This window comes from Hyalangium sp., assembly GCF_045802625.1.
GTDB lineage: Bacteria > Myxococcota > Myxococcia > Myxococcales > Myxococcaceae > Hyalangium.
Window position 1 is genome coordinate 1 of record NZ_JBJMQP010000057.1, and the last position, 15,879, is coordinate 15,879.

At 70.1% G+C, this 15,879-nt stretch carries 9 protein-coding genes and 1 pseudogene; 4 read left to right on the forward strand and 6 right to left on the reverse strand.

Translation table 11 applies throughout. The features are described 5' to 3' along the window. The 5 genes and pseudogenes from ACJ8AT_RS11820 to ACJ8AT_RS11840 form a co-directional block, all read right to left on the reverse strand. Window positions 1–452: pseudogene (locus ACJ8AT_RS11820) on the reverse strand (RluA family pseudouridine synthase); the annotation flags it as partial. 2 nt (window positions 453–454) lie between these two features. Next, on the reverse strand, window positions 455–1,549 hold the full coding sequence (locus ACJ8AT_RS11825) for a pectin acetylesterase-family hydrolase (protein ID WP_407737792.1): 1,095 nt from the start codon (window positions 1,547–1,549) through the stop codon (window positions 455–457). A gap of 27 nt (window positions 1,550–1,576) precedes the next feature. Further along, window positions 1,577–3,250, reverse strand: a complete 1,674-nt coding sequence (locus tag ACJ8AT_RS11830) for an AMP-binding protein (RefSeq protein WP_407737793.1) — start codon at window positions 3,248–3,250, stop codon at window positions 1,577–1,579. Next, complete coding sequence (locus tag ACJ8AT_RS11835; RefSeq protein ID WP_407737794.1) at window positions 3,247–4,197, reverse strand: SAM-dependent methyltransferase; 951 nt, start codon at window positions 4,195–4,197, stop codon at window positions 3,247–3,249. Before ACJ8AT_RS11835 ends, ACJ8AT_RS11830 begins: the two co-directional genes overlap by 4 nt. Further along, window positions 4,194–4,478, reverse strand: coding sequence for an acyl carrier protein (locus tag ACJ8AT_RS11840; RefSeq protein WP_407737795.1), 285 nt, complete (start codon window positions 4,476–4,478; stop codon window positions 4,194–4,196). Before ACJ8AT_RS11840 ends, ACJ8AT_RS11835 begins: the two co-directional genes overlap by 4 nt. Window positions 4,479–4,736: 258 nt before the next feature. Between ACJ8AT_RS11840 and ACJ8AT_RS11845 the strand changes: the two genes are divergently transcribed. From ACJ8AT_RS11845 to ACJ8AT_RS11855, 3 genes are all read left to right on the forward strand, one after another. Further along, entirely contained in the window at window positions 4,737–8,318 is a 3,582-nt protein-coding gene (locus ACJ8AT_RS11845) for a serine/threonine-protein kinase PknK (RefSeq protein ID WP_407737796.1), read from the forward strand. Between the two features lie 412 nt (window positions 8,319–8,730). Beyond that, on the forward strand, window positions 8,731–10,044 hold the full coding sequence (locus ACJ8AT_RS11850; RefSeq protein WP_407737797.1) for an SPFH domain-containing protein: 1,314 nt from the start codon (window positions 8,731–8,733) through the stop codon (window positions 10,042–10,044). Window positions 10,045–10,049: 5 nt separating this feature from the next. Continuing rightward, window positions 10,050–11,453, forward strand: a complete 1,404-nt coding sequence (locus tag ACJ8AT_RS11855; RefSeq protein ID WP_407737798.1) for a hypothetical protein — start codon at window positions 10,050–10,052, stop codon at window positions 11,451–11,453. 14 nt (window positions 11,454–11,467) lie between these two features. On the opposite strand, the gene ACJ8AT_RS11860 is transcribed toward ACJ8AT_RS11855, so the two are convergent. Next, a complete protein-coding gene (locus ACJ8AT_RS11860; protein WP_407737799.1) occupies window positions 11,468–12,019 on the reverse strand; it encodes a hypothetical protein in 552 nt (183 codons plus the stop codon). 162 nt (window positions 12,020–12,181) lie between these two features. Between ACJ8AT_RS11860 and ACJ8AT_RS11865 the strand changes: the two genes are divergently transcribed. Then, complete coding sequence (locus ACJ8AT_RS11865; protein WP_407737800.1) at window positions 12,182–15,820, forward strand: two-component regulator propeller domain-containing protein; 3,639 nt, start codon at window positions 12,182–12,184, stop codon at window positions 15,818–15,820. The last annotated feature ends 59 nt before the right edge of the window (window positions 15,821–15,879 follow it).

Below are 15,879 nucleotides of genomic sequence, written 5' to 3' on the forward strand. Positions count from 1 at the left end.
AGCTCGGAGAGGCGCGCACGCAGCGCGACGGGCTCGGCACCCTGGAGCAGCTCGGCATGGCGGTCATCGAGCGCGTGGAGCTCCGCCTCCACAGCGGGCCAGAAAGCGTCGCGAGCCTCCAGATCGAAGAGCGGTGGCGCGAATCCACCGACGCGCCAGCGGCCCTCGATCATCCCCGAGAACCCACGGAGATAGCCCACGCGGCCATCCGGGCCCGCGACCACCAGCACACCGAACATCTTTCCACGGCCCGGCTTGTCGAGATCTCCGAGGTCGAGCCCATCCGCGAGCTCGCCGCGGCGCAAGCGCTGTTGCAGCTCCTCCGCGGCCCGGCGCGCCAGGGAATGGGGCGGGCCGGGAGCGAACGGGCTGGCGAGCCGTGCCGGCACCTCGCTCGGAGCCGGCTGCGGATCAAAGTACGTCACGATCTCTGGATGGAGCGGCTCTCTCACGTTCAGCGCACGTTGGTCCAGCCTGGATCCCCCACGGCCCACTGATTGACCCAGGTCTTGAGGGACACGCCGCCCGCGCCCACCAGCGTCTTGTAGCTCCCGAGCATGGTGTGGCTGCTGCCGGAGAGGACGAAGTAGTGGGTATTGGCGTGCGTGTACTGGTTGGCCAGCAGCGCGTTGAGGGCGGTGGTCATCTGGCCCGAGGAGTAGTTGAAGTAGTTGCTGAGGACCGCGTCGTTGTCGTAGGCCAGCAGCCCCAGCCGCCGATCGGGCCAGCGGGTTGCCAGGGCATCGATCAGCGCCGGGAAGCTCTGGGCGCAGTCGGGACAGCTCTCGGGGAAGCGGGGGTTCCACGAGTTGATGATCTGCGCCCAGCGCGCGCTATCGGGCATCACGACCTGGGCGCTGTCGGCGAGCAGGTCCACATGCGCGGCGGGGAAGGCCAGGGAGGCCCGCTCGAAGTTGAGCTCGGCCCCGTAGCCACCGGCGCTGCTGCCCGTCAGCCAGATCTGCTCGGCGTCCGGGAAGGTGGCCTTGAGGTGGGCCAGGAAGGCGTCCATGTTGGGCGCGCCTCGGTGATACATCTGCCGCTGCGGATTGTTGGTGTCATAGCTGCGGACCGCGTCGCCCGTGTACAGGTCTCCCGTGCAGTAGGGGACGTAAACGAAGTGCGCATCATGGAAGGGGTTGGTGGTGTCCTGCCGATCCAATACCCCCGCCGACGTGAGCCCCGGCACTTCGGAGTCGAGCGTGGCCTGGGTATAGGTGTCCTCCACGTGGGCAGCGGTCTTCAGGGAGTAGCAGGTGAGGAAGTCCCAGCAGGCGCCGCCGCCCGCCATGTAGACGAAGATCCGCTTGCTGCCACCGGGGGCCGGGTTGAGGCCGATGCCCGCGGGTGTGCCGTTGCCGCAATGTGTCTCGGAGAAGGGCACCCACGTCCACTTGTTCTCGGGCACGGAGATGGGATCCGTGCTCCCACCGCCCGGTGGGCCCGCATCGGGTGTCCCCGCGTCGGGGGTGGTGTCCGGGGGCGAAGGAGGAGTGGAACCACAGGCTGCCGAGAAAGCCAGCAGCAGCAACATCAGCGTGTGACGCATGGTACCTCCGAAGGCAGGAAGTGGACTCTACGCCAGCGTGCCGGTGAGCTGGCCCGCGGCGATGGCGTCGGAGATGGCCTTGCGCTTGAGCTTCCCGCTCGTCGTCTTCGGCAGCGTGCCCGGCGCCACCAGCAGCACGTGATCAATCGTGATGCCGTGGGCTCGCAGCCGCTCGCGGATGCGCTCGGCCAGCGCGCCCTGGGACTCGGTCTCCAGCTTCGTCTCCGCCAGCACGTACGCCAGCTCCGTCTGCCGCTGCTCGGAGCGCACGCCCACCGCCGCCACGCACCCGGCCCGGACTCCCTCCACCTCGGAGGCGAGCTCCTCGAGGATGGACGGAATGAGGTTGTGGCCGCCCTTGATGATGAGCTCCTTCTTCCGGCCCGTGATGAAGAGCGCACCGTTCGCCTGGTAGCCGAGATCCCCCGTCCGCAGCCAGCTCTCCTCGAGGCAGGACGCGGTCAGCTCCGGCTCGCGGTAGTAGCCATCCATCAGCGTCGCCGAGCGCACGAGGATCTCCCCCTGTGTGCGCTCCGCCACCGGCTGGTCCCGCTCGTCCACCAGCCGGAGCTCGGTGTGAGGGATGGGACGGCCCACTCCCGTCAGCTCCAGCGCGCCCGGGCCTTCTTCGCAAGGCACCGCGCGGCCCTCGCGCTCCAGCGTGGCGCGGTCCACCCGGTCCACCACCGTGGGCGCCAGCTTCTCCGGGAACGTCACCGCCACCGTGGCCTCGGCCAGCCCGTACACCGGGAAGAAGGCCTCGGCCCGGAAGCCGCACGGCGCGAACCTGGCTGAGAAGCGCCGCAGCAGCTCCGGTGAGATGGGCTCGGCGCCGATCATCGCCACCTCCCACGCGCTCAAGTCGAGCCCCGCCTCCCGAGCCCGGTTCGCCAGCGCCATGCAGATGGCGTACGCGGAAGGCGGCGCGGCGCAGATGGTGGCTCGGAACTGGCTCATCGCCTCCAGCCAGCAGAACGGCCGCTGCCGGAAGTCCAGCGGCGAGATCATGTGCGCCGGGAAGTTGTTGAAGAACGGGAACAGCAGCCCGCCCAGCAGCCCCATGTCGTGGTGCAGCGGCAGCCAGGAGACGGCCACCGCATGCGAGGGAGAGGGCAGGGCGCGGCTCATGCTCTCCATGTGCAGCAGCACCTTCTCATGCGAGAGCACCACCCCCCGCGGGTTGCTGGTGCTGCCGCTGGTGAGCTGCACGAGGCATGGGCCTGGAGCCGCGTCCGGCTCGGGCTGGAACGAGGCCGCCCGGCCTTCCTCCACCAGCGTGTCGGCGATGATCAGCGAGGGCCCCTCACCACCGCCCTCGCCAGCCATGCCCGCCAGCACCCCCGAGAGCACCAGCGCCTTCGCGTCCAGCTTCTTCGCCGTGCTCCGGAGCTGCTCCAGGTACGCGTCCAGGTCCGCCAGCCGGTACGGCACTCCGAGGATGCTGGGCACCGCGCCCAACGCCCACACGCCCAACAGCGTGCTGACGGAGGGGCGCACCTCGGGGACGAGCAGCAGCACTCCATCCCCCGGGCGTACTCCCCGGGCGTGGAGCGCCGCGGCCACCGCTCGCGCCTCCTCCCATGTCTCGCTCCAGGAGCGGGAGAGCCACTCATCTCCCTCCTTGTAGCGGATGGCGAGCGTGTCCCCTTGGGCCTGCGCCCGGGCTCGGAGCAGGCCTGCCAGCGTCCTCGGCGCCGTCACTTCGCGTTCCCCGGGATGGGCCAGCCCGCCACGTGCACCTTGGGCGCGCCCTTGGTGGCCAGGATCATGTACTCCAGGGCCGTGCGCTTGGCGAACGACAGCTTCGCCACCGTCATGTAGCCCTGCAGCACCTTGGAGAAGCCCGGCGCCATGGCCTCAATCCGCTCGCGGTTCTTGCGCACGTTGTCGATCCAGTACCCCAGCGTCTGCACGTACGAGCTCGTCAGGTCCTCCACGTGCAGCAGATCCAGCCCCGCGTGCTCGATGAGGTTCAGCTCCTCGGAGAGGCTCAGCAGCCGGCAGTAGCCCAGCGCGGTGACGAAGATGTAGCGCGTGGCGTTGCTGTCCCGGTCTCCGCGCGACTCCACCGGGAAGTAGCAGTCCGAGATGAACAGCCGGCCGCCCGGCTTCAGCGTCCGCCCCACCAATGGGTGGATCGTCTCCCGGTTGTGCATGTGGACGATGCTGCCGGAGAAGAGCACCACGTCGTAGCTCTCCGGGGCGGGGTTCAGCTCCTCCACGTGCTTGAGGTCCACCTTCACGCGGTCCGCCACGCCCCAGTCCTTCGCGCGCTGCAGCGCCACCTCGCGCTGCTTGCTGCTCAGGGTGATGCCCTGGAACTGGCCCTGCGTGTGCTGCGCCAGGTACAGCAGCAGGCTCCCCCAGCCACAGCCCACGTCCAGCACCTTCTCGCCGGGCTGGATGTTCAGCTTGGCCGCCACCCGCGCGAACTTCCGCTCCTGCCCCGTCTCCAGATCCTCCTCCGGCGACAGGAACACGCCCGTCGAGTACGCCAGGCGCTTGTCCAGCACCAGGCTGAAGATCTCCGGGTTGTGCTCGTAGTGCTGAGCCACCTCGCGGGCCTCGTGGGCGCGCTGCTGCTCGGAGGTGCGCTGGGCGGCGGCGCGCTCGTCCGGGTGCCGCAGCTCCAGATTGAGCGAGCTCATGCGACCCTCCCCTTCTGGCGGGTGAGCTGGGCCGCGACGAACCGCGCCAGGTCTTCCACCGTCTTCAGGTTCGCGTCCGCTGGCGAGGCCATGTCCGGCATGGCGAAGCGGAAGCGCTCTTCCAGGGCGATGTTGATCTCGATCATCGCCAGCGAGTCGATGCCCAAGCCGCTCTCCAGACTGGCGGTGAGGGGGACCTGCTCCACGGGGCGCTTCAGCGCGCTGGCGATGATGTTGCGCACTTCCCGGCCGATCTCCTCGAGCGGGGGGGTGTCTGCCACGGGGCTCTCCTGGGTTGGGGTGCGGGCTGCCACCGAGCAGGCCTCGCTTCGTGCTCCTGCCTGTCTCGAAGGGGCCGCACCAGTGGTGAAACGGACGTTAGGCCGCTTGCTCCAGGCTGGCAATGAAAGATCGAGCGCCGTGTTTGTCTGGCATCAAGTGAATTGGCTGGGTCGCTCGCACCCCGCGTGTGTTGGGGCCCGTGCTTCGCATTCGCTTTCACCCGCCCCAAGCTGGCATGCTTGGGCCCTTCCAGGACGATGCCACCCTCTCCACCGGAACAGAGTGACGCGAAGGGTGTCTCCGGAGCGCTCACTCCGGGGACGCTGGTGGGTGCCTACGTCATCGAGGACATGCTGAGCTCCGGCGGTTTCGGCGTGGTGTATCGCGCCAGGGACTCGGAGCAGCGGCAGGTCGCCATCAAGGTCAGCAAGCACTCGGCGAAGTCCATCACCGCGCAGCAGCTCGTCTGGCAGCAGAACGAGATTGAGGCGCTCACGCGGCTGCGGCACCCCTCGCTGGTGGAGGTGCTCGGCTACGGCTTCATGGAGGATGGGCGCCTGTACCTGGTGATGGAGATGGTGCAGGGCGCGGTGCTGGGCCAGTACCTGCAGGAGAAGGGGCCGCTGGAGGTGCTCGAGGCGCTGCAGCTCACCCGCCGCATCGCCGAGGCGCTCGCCTACTGCCACGAGTCCAAGGTCCTCCACCTGGATCTCAAGCCCGCCAACATCATCATCACGGATCCGGTGGAGCCGAAGGTGAAGGTGCTGGACTTCGGGCTGGCGCGGCTGTCCAGCGGCTTCCGTACGCACGAGGGAGGCCCCGTCGCCGGGACGCTGGCGTACATGGCGCCCGAGGGCTTCTTCGGGGCGGTGGATCGCTTCACCGAGAAGGCGGACCTGTACGCGCTGGGGACGCTGCTCTACGAGATGCTCTCCTGCATCCTCCCGTTCCCCAACAACGCCTCATACGCGGCGCTGGGCTCGCTCAAGCGCGCGGGGAAGATGACGCCGCTGGAGCAGGCGGCGCCCCTGGTGCCCCCGGTGGTGGCGGCGCTGGTGCACTCGATGCTGGATCCGGATGTGGCCCACCGCTTCGGTGGGGCCAGCCGGCTGGCCGCCCGGCTCAAGGGGCTCTACTTCGATCTGCTGCACGGCAACGCGGGCGACGGGGTGGTGTCCCTGCCCCCGGACATGGTCACCGACGACGCGCCGTTCGTGGGGCGCGCGCGCGAGGTGGCCTTGCTGCGCGAGGCGGTGGACGCGGTGGCCGATCGCCAGGGCCGCGCGCTCATGCTGGTGGGTGAGGCGGGCATGGGCAAGAGCCGCCTCATCTCCGAGGTGTTGCTCTCGCAGGAGGTGAGCGCGCGGGTGATGGTGGGCTACGGCCGCTGCCGGCAGCTCGGCGAGCTGGTGCCGTACTCCCCGCTGCGCGAGGCGCTGGGGCAGATGGTGGAGCTGCTGATGGGCATCCGCAGCGAGCCCGGGCACCGCGTGCGCTACCTGGCGGGGCAGGCGCTGGCGGGAGAGGCCCAGGAGCTGCGGCGGCTGGTGCCGGAGCTGAACCGGCTGCTGCCCGAGGGCGCCGAGCGCGGCAACGAGGGCGTCATCGTCCAGGGCCTGGGCGCCGAGCGCGTGGGCAAGGCGCTGATGCACCTGCTCACCACCCTGGGCGCGGCGCGGCCGCTGGTGCTGGTGCTGGAGGATGTGCACTGGGCGGACGAGGGCACGCTGGCCGTGCTCTCGCGGCTCACCCTGGCACCGCCGCCGGGCGTGCTGCTGCTGTGCACCACCCGGCCTCCACCCCGGCTGCCCCGCACCGGCGAGCTGGAGATGCTCACCCTGGACGCGCTCGGCCCCAAGGAGAACGACCAGCTGCTGGCGGCGCTGGCCGGTGGGGCGAGCCAGGCCGTGGTGAAGGCGCTGGTGCAGCAGGTGCCGTTCCTGGCCAGCGGCAACCCGCTGGTGACGGCGCAGATCATTCGAGACCTGCAGGTCGGCGGGTATCTGTCCCGCGAGCAGGACGGACGCATCCGCCTGTCGGATCGCCTGCGCGGGGAGTACCGGCCTCCGGACTCCGTCTCCACGGTGGTGGGGCGCGCGCTGGAGCGGCTGGACAAGCAGGTCCGGTGCGTGCTCGCGGTGGCCGCGCTGTTCGACAGGCGGTTCCGGATCTCCGATCTGGAGGCGCTGGGCCTGTTCACCTCGCAGGAGGTGCGGGCCGCCATCGCCGCGGCGGAGCAGCAGCGGCTGTGTGTCGTCTCGGGGGACCGGTGCACCTTCGCGCATGACACGCTGCGTGAGCGGCTGGCGGCGGAGGAGCAGCGCGAGGACGTGGCGGACATCCACCGGCGCATCGGCGAGCGGCTGGAGCAGCGGGGGGCTCCGCCGGGCACGCTGGGCTACCACTGGGAGAAGGCGGGCCAGCCGCTGCGGGCCGCCAACGCGTACCTGGAGGCGGGGCTCGAGGCGGACCGGCTGTTGGATCCCATCGGCGCCGGCCAGCACCTGCGCAAGGCGTTCACGGTGGCCAGCTCCCAGGGGGCCTTGGCGAAGCGGGATGAGCTGCTGGTGCGCGCGCTGCATGGGCTGGTGCGCATTGGCTGTCTGCTGGGCAGCGCGGCCGAGATGATCCGGTACCTGGAGCTGGGGCAGGCGATGCTCGAGCGCCCCACGCTGGAGCAGCGGCTGGCGCTCAACAGCTCCTGGGCGCGGGCGTACTACGCCCAGGGCAACTTCCCCAAGGCGCTGGAGTACAGCGAGCAGTGCCTGGGCGCGGCGACGGAGGCGCACCTGCGCTCCTACCTGTTCGCGCCGCTGAGCATCATGGGGCGGGCGCTGTCGGGCTCGGGGCGGTTCAGGCCCTCGGTGCCCATGCTCACCGAGGCGGCGGCTCAGGCGGCCGAGGCGGGCGAGCACGTGGAGCAGACGCACTCGGAGGGCATCCTCGCGCTGTCCCTGGCGTACTGCGGCGACTTCAAGAAGGCCCGGGAGTATGCGTCCTCGGCGGCGCGCATCGCCCTGCGGCTGGGCAACCCGGTGCGGATGGCGGCCTCCACCTTCTATTACTCCGTCATTGCCGAGGCGGAGTTCCGCTGGGACGAGGGTGTGCAGCGCAGCGCCGAGCTGCTGGCCTTCACCGAGGCCCATGGAATTACGGGGCTGTACCTGTGCATGGGCACCTTCTATGCGGGCCGGCACCAGTTCCACATCGGCCGGCTGGACAGGGCGCGGCACCTGCTGACGCATGCGCTGGGGCTGGCGCGGCAGCAGGGCACCTTGTACGGCATCTCCCTGGCGTATGCGTATCTGGGGGATGTGGAGTTCGTGGCTGGGCGCCAGGCTGATGCGAAGGCTGCCTACGAGAAGGGGCTGGAGCTGGCCAACTCCGGGACGAAGGACGAGCAGGCCGCGCCGCTGTGCCTGATTGGGCTGGCGCACCTGCGCGGGCTCTCGGGGGGGCCGGTGGAGCAGGTGCGGGCGGGGGCGGACGAGGCGCTGGCACGGCTGCGGGCGGTGGGCAACGTGAGCAACCAGATCCCCACGCTCCAGCGGTACGCGGAGGCGCTGGAGGAGCTGGGAGATGTGGCGGGCGCCGCCCGGCTCTATGAGGAGCGGCAGGTGCTGGTGAAGAAGCTGGGGCTCAACGAGTGCGAGTTCTGGCCGCGGGTGCTGCCGAGCCCGCAGGTGGAGGCGCTCCCGCCCCGGCAGTACTGGCGGAAGGCCACCTCTCGGTTGTCCTCCTCCTCGAGCGCCCGCCCGGTGAGCCAGGAGGACTTCAACGCGGAGACGGTAGTGCGCGCCGCCGCCCCCCCGGCTCCGAGCGGGGACAACAAGGGCTGACCCGGGTTGGGCGCCTCACATGTCGGGTCGGCACAGCCACGGCTGCGTGTCGCTTCGGCGCAGACACGTGAAGCCCGGTTCGCAGGCCTCTCCGGCCGAAGGCGTGAGGACACCCCAGCGTCCCGACGAGTGACAGCACACAGAGCCCTGCGGTCATCCAGAGCACGAGAACCCCCCTTCGGTCACAGGCGCAGGCTAACAGAACCGCTCGCTCCGCCTGTGTGCCGCCGGACGCACCCGCTCACGCCGCTGAGCCGCTGGGGCCACACCGCGGTGAGTCCGCGCGGCCACGCGCTCGAGCGTGTGCCGGCTCGTTTCACCTGCGCACCGAGCGCCTCACTTTCGAGGCCCTGCGCCCACGCGGTGGGTATCACTCATGCATTGCCCTCCTCGCACGGGAGAGAGCACAACCATGAACATCAAAGAGAAGTTGAGTGAAGTCTCGCAGCAGAGCGTCTTCCTGGCCCGAGCGGCCGTGGGCGCGGTGGTCAGCAGGATCCGGTGGTTCATCTTCACCCAGAAGGGTCGCCGCCTCGCGGCCGGGCTGGCGGTGACGGGCGCCGTCACCCTGGCCGCCACCTCGCGCCCCGTCGCCTTGATTGAGCCGGGGCAACTCGGCATCCGGATGAACCTCGTCACCGGCAACGCCACCGAGCTGCGTGAGGGCTGGGCCCTGCTCGTGCCCTCCATCCACCGGCTCCACCTTTATAGTCTCAGGGACCAGACCTACCGGTCCGTCCGCAGCTCCAAGGCCAACAGCGAGGCGCCCTTCCAGTCCGCCGAGGGTCTGTCCATCGGCGTCGAGGTCAGCATCCGCTACGCGCTCGATCCGGCGCGCGTCTCCGCCCTGGCCACCGCGATGCCGGATGACGTGGGCCAGGAGCTCGTCGAGCCCGTCATCGATGGCGTGCTGCGCCGCCACTTCGCCCAGCACACCGTCCGCGAGATCTTCGCCACCCAGCGCGCGGAGATCCAGAAGGCCATCTCCGAGGAGATCGCCCCCCTGCTGGCGAAGGATGGGGTGATTCTCCGCTCGGTGACCCTGGGCAACGTGGACCTGCCCCAGCAGTACCGCACCGGCGTCGAGGCCCTGCTCGCCGAGGAGCTGCACGCCGAGAAGATGCGCTACACGCTGGAGCTCAAGGAGAAGCAGATCAAGGAGACCGAGCTGAGCGCCGAAGCCGATAAGGTCCGGCGCGAGAAGGCCGCCGAGGCCTCCGCCAGCGAGGAGATCATCGCCGCCAGGGCCAAGGCCGAGGCCATGCGCCACATCCTCCCCTTCAAGGAGAAGGAGATCGAACAGCGCCGCCTGGAGGCCGAGGCCGCCAAGGTGAGCCGCCTCACCCAGGCCAGCGCCGAGTCCGAGGCTCGCCAGATCGAAGCCGAGGGCGAGGCCAATGCCCGGCGCAAGCTCGCCGAGTCCGATGCCTACCGGGTGGAGGTGACGGGCAAGGCCGCCTCCGAGCAGCTGGCTCGGGACGCCAGCCTCATCAGCAAGAACCCACTGCTCATCCAGAAGACCCTCGCGGACAAGCTGTCCGACAAGATCCAGGTCATCATCGCCCCGCCCCAGGCCGGTGGCTTCTTCGCTGGCAACCTGCTGGGCCAGCCCCAGGCCGCGAGCGCTCCCGCTTCGCACCGCTCCGGCTCGGGGGACACCTCCTCCGAGTACGGCTCCGAGGCTGAAGCCGAGCACACCAACAGCTCCCAGGCGCGGGAGGAGTAAGGACCATGCTCGCCACGATTCTCACCATCGCGCTCGTGGTGCAGGACCAGGCTCCCCTGCGCGCCGCGCCGCAGGATGCCGCCCCCCGCCAGGCCACCTTGTGGCAGGGCGAGTGGCTCGAGGTCCGAGGGGAACGCCAGGGCTTCCTCCAGGTCTATGACCACCGCCGCGAGCGCCCCGGCTACGTGCGCGAGCAGCAGGTCCGGGTCTACCGCCTGGACGAGACGAGCGCGCCCCAGCTCCAGGCCATCGTGGAGTTCCTCCGGGACACGCCGGGCTCGGAGGCGTTGGGAATCGGCTACACGGCGGCGCTGCTGCGCGCGGCGAACCCCTCACAGGTCGGTCCGGAGCTCTTCGATGCCATGGGCACCTTGGCGGACCGGCTGGCGAAGCGGGCCTCCTCTCGCAGATCCAATGACGAGACCCTGGCGGCCCACCTCGACGTGGCGGCCAGCTATGGCGTGAAGCTGGTGAGCATCGAGCAGGAGGGCCGCACCCGCCTCTGCTACGACGGCGAGGCCTTCCGCCGGGTGCTCGGGCTGGGAGGAACTCCGGAGGCGCGGCTCCGGGCGGCGCTCGCGCTGACGCGGCCCGAGTGCACCAATCCCGCGCTGAGCCCGGTGGAGCGCCAGGCCGTCGACGAGTGGCGCAGCTCGGTGCTGGAGCAGGTGGACGCGGCGCAGCTCCCGGCGTGGGAGGCCAACCGTCTCCACCTGCGCCGGGCCGAGGTGGACGCGGCGCTGGCGTTCCAGTGGGCCCGCCGCGGCGAGACCGAGAAGGGCGCGAAGGCGAGCGAGCGCTCCGTGGATGAGCTGGCGCGGGTGCTGAAAGCGGAGCTGGCCGAGGAGGACCGCTCCGCCTACGCGATGGCGGCGGTCCGGGTGGCGGCCTCTCGCTGGGCCTCCGTGCCTGCCCCGGAGAAGCCGGGAGCCGGGCCGAGCCTCGCGCTCACGCCAGGCAAGCCGGGGGAGACCTGCCTGCGTCTGGCGGATGAGAAGACTCCGGGGACACCGCTCGCCGAGCGCTGCACCTATGGGCTGGTGTGGCCCAGCTCCATCCGCAGGTCCGCGCAGGGCACGGCCGTCACCGTGGCCGTGCAGCTCCTGGAGGGCTGGACGGAGCTCTGGGTCTTCCACCAGGAGGCAGAGGGGTGGCTGCTGGACATGCTCGCCCCGACCACCACCGAGCCGAGTTTGGGCTACGTGGAGCTCGCGGGCTTCACTCCGGATGGCTCACGGGTGCTGGTGGCACGCGAGGTCCTCATGGAGGGGAAGATCAAGTCCTCCTTCCAGGTGCTCAAGCGGCAGACGCTGCTGCCCGAGAAGACCGCCGAGCGGCCCGACGACTCGGGCACCTTCAAGCGGTGGAGCTCCGCCGACTGGCGCAGCCGCACCCTCGCCGTGCGCTGAACCCCCGCCGCGGCTCACTTCCAGCGGTGGGTGTCGAGGATCGTCGCCCGCCCTGCCCCTCGGAAGAAGACGAGCAGATCCTGCGGCGTCGTCTCCTTGGGCGAGAAGTGCTTGGCGTCCGGATCCCCCGCCCACTGCATGCAGCGGGCGATGGACTCGCTGCAGAACATGGCGCGAGAGGAGCGGAACGGGTTGCGCCACTTGCGCTGCAAGAAGCGTCCGAGCTGGACCACCGACTGGCCAATGAGCCCGCCGAAGTCGTAGACACTGCCCACCCACGAGCCCAGCTTGAGGAACCCGGGGCTCAGCGAATAGGTGGGCTCCACGAGCGCGACGATCCGGTTCTTCTTCACGAAGCGCGGCCAGCTGATCAGCCGGAAGCCCAGCTCGTGCGCCTCGATCACCATGTCGCACTGGAAGTCCTGATCCCAGTACACGAAGAAGCTGTGGCTGCACTCGCTGCCCGTGACGCGGCGCACCAGCCAGGAGACGGGGTTGAAGTGACGCGGCGTCGAGAACCCGATGAGGGTGCTTCGCCCCTTGGCGATGGGAACGGCTTCGCTCATGTGGCACTCCTCCTCGGCAGCCAGGCTAGCCCCGCGTGCCCAACTCCGAGTATAAACTGGAATTAAATGTATTCATAATCTTCCGTGAATACCGTGACAGAGGGGTCTGTCATGAAGTCGTGTGGCCGAGGGAGGCCCTCCGTGCCGGGCACTCTGTACTCCATGGGATCGCGGCGACTTGGGCGGTGGAGCGCGAGGGGGCTGCTCGGGCTCTGGTTCGTCGCGGTGCTGGGGCTGGGCACTCCGGGGGTGGCGCTCGAGCCTCACCGGCGCATCTCCCAGTACAACCATGAGAGCTGGCGCAGCGAGAACGGGCTGCCACAGAACTCGGTCCTCGCCAGCGCGCAGACGCCCGACGGCTACCTGTGGCTGGGCACCTATGAGGGGCTCGCGCGCTTCGATGGCACGCGCTTCGCCGTCTTCGATCGGCGGACCTCACCCGAGCTGCGGGAGAGCGAGATCCACGCGCTGGTGGAGGATGCCTCGGGGGTGCTCTGGGTCGGCACGAGCCAGGGCGTGTTGCGCTACGAGGCAGGGCAGCTGCACCGCCCTCCGGAGGCGGGAGCCCTGGCGGACCTGCGCATTCAAGGCATGGCCGCGGACAGCAAGGCCGTGTGGATCAGCTCGGCGCAGGGAGTGGTGCGAGCGCCCCTGTCCCCCGAGCTTCCCTGGCGGCACTACACGTCCCAGGACGGGCTGCCGAGGGACGGCGTGGGGCCCGTCGTCTCGGACGGTGAAGGCGGGGCCTGGGTGGGCACGGCCGTGGGGCTGACTCGGGTGTCTGGGGACACGGTGTCGCGAGTCTCGCTGCCACCCGGTGGTTCTCCCGAGGTCACCAGCCTGATGCTGACGCGGGATGGCACGCTGTGGATTGGCACGATCGGCGGGCTGCTCTCCCTGCGCGGGGACCAGTTCACCCGGTACGGCACGCAGGAGGGAATGCCCGCCGCGACGGTGCGGGTGATGCTCGAGGACCGGGATGGCAACCTGTGGCTGGGCACCGAGCAGGGGCTGCTTCGGCGCAACGCGGCGGGCTTCAGCCGCCTCGAGGACTTCAAGAAGCTGGAGGGCAAGCGGGTGTGCACCCTGTTCGAGGATCGGGACAGGCACGTGTGGGTCGGCACCAGCCGAGACGGCGTTCATCGCCTGAGCAATGGCCCCTTCGTCCCCTTCGGCGAGCCGGAGGGCTCCACCCTGGAATCCGCCCGGTTGGTGCTGGAGGCCCACGATGGCACGCTGTGGCTGGCCTCGACAGGGGTTGGACTGGAGCGGGTGAAGGAGGGCGTCGTCACCCGGATGGGGCCGGCGCAAGGGCTGGAGGACAAGCGCATCTACACGCTGGCGGAGGCGGCGGATGGCACGCTCTGGGTGGGCACGGCTTCAGGCGCCTTCCATCAAGACGGCGAGCGCTTCACCCGCCTGGGGCCCGCGCAGGGAATGCCGGCGGGCGCCGAGGTCTGGGCCATGGCCTCCGAGCCGGGCGGCGGCATGTGGTTCGCCAGCTCGGCGGGCCTGGCCTGGCTGAGCGGGGGCCATGTCACCCTCTACGGTCCCGAGCACGGCGTCCCCCCGAATTTCGTCATGCCCATGGTGCGGGAAGACTCGGGGACGATCTGGCTCGGCACGTACTTGGGGCTGCTGCGCTTTGCTCACGACACCGTCACCCGCTTCACCAGCAAGGACGGGCTGGTGGGGGACTCGGTGACGAGCCTGTACGCGGATCCGCACGGCACGCTCTGGGTGGGCACCAACACCGGCCTGTCACGCCTGAAGAACGGGCGCTTCTCCTCCATCACCTCCGCGCAGGGGCTGCCGGATGAGACCGTCTTCACCCTGCTGCTGGACGCGGACGGCTTCTTCTGGATGAGCAGCAACAAGGGCGTCTCGCGCGTGAGCCTGCGCGAGCTGGAGGAGGTGGCGGACGGCCAGCGCGAGCGGGTGAACGGCACCTTCTTCGATGATCGAGACGGCATGCGGGTGGGCGAGTGCAATGGCGGCTCTCAGCCCGCCGGGTGGAAGACGCGGGACGGGCGGATGTGGTTCGCCAACCTGCGCGGGGCCGTCATGGTGGACCCGAGGGATGTGAGGTTGCTCCGCCGCGCGCCTCAGCCGCGCATCGAAGAGCTCCGCGTCCAGGGCCAACCGGTGCCGTTGGCCGAGCAGCTGGAGCTGGAGCCCGGGCAGAGAGACCTGGACATCCGCTTCACCGCCTTCGTGCCGGAGGGCGCCCCACGAGTGCCGTTCCGCTATCGGCTGGAGGGGCATGACAGCGGCTGGGTGGATGCCGAGGGACGGCGCGTGGCCACGTACACGCGGCTGCCGCCGGGCACCTACTCGTTCCAGGTGGAGGCGCTGGATCGCGAGGGGAACTGGGGAGAGCCCGGGGCCGTGCTGCAGGTGACGCTGCGGCCCTGGTTCTACCAGGCGGCCTGGTTCTACGTGCTGTGCGCGCTGGGGGTGGCCGGCGTGGCGGCGGGCGTCTACGTCTGGCGCGTGGGCCGGCTCAAGCAGCGCGAGCGCTGGCTGCAGGACCGCGTGGAGGAGCGCACCCGGGAGCTGGCCCGAGCCAATGAGGAGCTGGATGCCCACCTGCGCACGCTGCGCACCACCCAGGCCCAGCTCGTCCAGGCGGGGAAGATGGCGGCGGTGGGGACGCTCGCCGCGGGTGTGGGGCATGAGATCAACAACCCGCTCGCGTACATCGTCTCCAACCTGGAGCATGCCTGCGAGGAGTCGGAGACGCTGTCGGAAATGGCGGGGGGCCCGGAGCCGCTGCGCGAGCGGCTGCGCGAGATGCAGCAGGTGCTGCGCGAGGCGCTGATGGGAGCGGACCGGGTGCGGCGGATCGTCCGGGACTTGAGGACGTTCTCGCGCCAGGACGAGGACACGCGCGGGCCGGTGGACTTGAGGGCGGTGATGGACTCGGCGGCGAAGATGGCGGCCGGAGAGCTGCGCCCGCGGGCCCAGTTGATTCGGGACTACTCCGCGGAGGTGCCCCCCGTGGAGGGCAACGAGGCGCGGCTGGCGCAGGTGTTCCTCAACCTGATCATCAACGCGGCCCAGGCCCTGCCCGAGGGCAAGCCGGAGCAGAACGAGGTCCGGCTCATCTTGAGGCGCAGCGGCGAGGGGCAGGTGGTGGCGGAGGTGCGAGACACGGGCTGTGGCATGCCGCCCGAGGTGCTCGGGCGCATCTTCGATCCGTTCTTCACCACCAAGCCCGTGGGCGTGGGCACCGGGCTGGGGCTGGCGCTGTGCCATGCGTTCGTCTCCTCGATGACCGGGCACATCGAGGTGGAGAGCCAGGTGGGGCGGGGCACCGTATTCCGGGTGCTGCTGCCCGCGGCCAGGGGCCAGACGGAGCGGGTGCCGCAGGTCCATCCGGCCCAGGCCAGCGGCTCGGCGCGAGGGCGGGTGCTCGTGGTGGACGATGATTCGCTGGTGGGGGCGGCGCTGCGCCGCATGCTGGTGCGCGAGCACCACGTGGAGGTGATGGCGAACTCGCGGCAGGCGCTGGAGTTGCTCACCTCGCCCGGGGGGGACTTCGACGTCATCCTCTGCGATCTGATGATGCCGGAGATGACGGGCATGGAGCTGCACGAGCGCCTGGAGAAGGCGGCGCCCGAGCGAGCCCGGCGGATGGTCTTCATCACCGGCGGGGCCTACACGCCGTCCGCTCGCTCCTTCCTGGAGCGGGTGAGCAACCCTCGGGTCGAGAAGCCCTTCGACATGGAGAAGCTGCGCATCCAGGTCCACGAGGGAGTGCAGCGGGCTCGCTCGCCACTCGCGGACCAGGCGGCCTGACGCCGCAGGCCCTGGGCCAAGCCCCGCGCATCACACCCTCCTGGGACGCACTCGTTCTG

Coding starts and splice junctions, on each gene's coding strand:
- ACJ8AT_RS11825 (WP_407737792.1), bottom strand. CDS start 1,549: ATGCGTCACACGCTGATGTTGCTGCTGCTGGCTTTCTCGGCAGCCTGT.
- ACJ8AT_RS11835 (WP_407737794.1), bottom strand. CDS start 4,197: ATGAGCTCGCTCAATCTGGAGCTGCGGCACCCGGACGAGCGCGCCGCC.
- ACJ8AT_RS11845 (WP_407737796.1), top strand. CDS start 4,737: ATGCCACCCTCTCCACCGGAACAGAGTGACGCGAAGGGTGTCTCCGGA.
- ACJ8AT_RS11850 (WP_407737797.1), top strand. CDS start 8,731: ATGAACATCAAAGAGAAGTTGAGTGAAGTCTCGCAGCAGAGCGTCTTC.
- ACJ8AT_RS11855 (WP_407737798.1), top strand. CDS start 10,050: ATGCTCGCCACGATTCTCACCATCGCGCTCGTGGTGCAGGACCAGGCT.
- ACJ8AT_RS11860 (WP_407737799.1), bottom strand. CDS start 12,019: ATGAGCGAAGCCGTTCCCATCGCCAAGGGGCGAAGCACCCTCATCGGG.
- ACJ8AT_RS11865 (WP_407737800.1), top strand. CDS start 12,182: ATGGGATCGCGGCGACTTGGGCGGTGGAGCGCGAGGGGGCTGCTCGGG.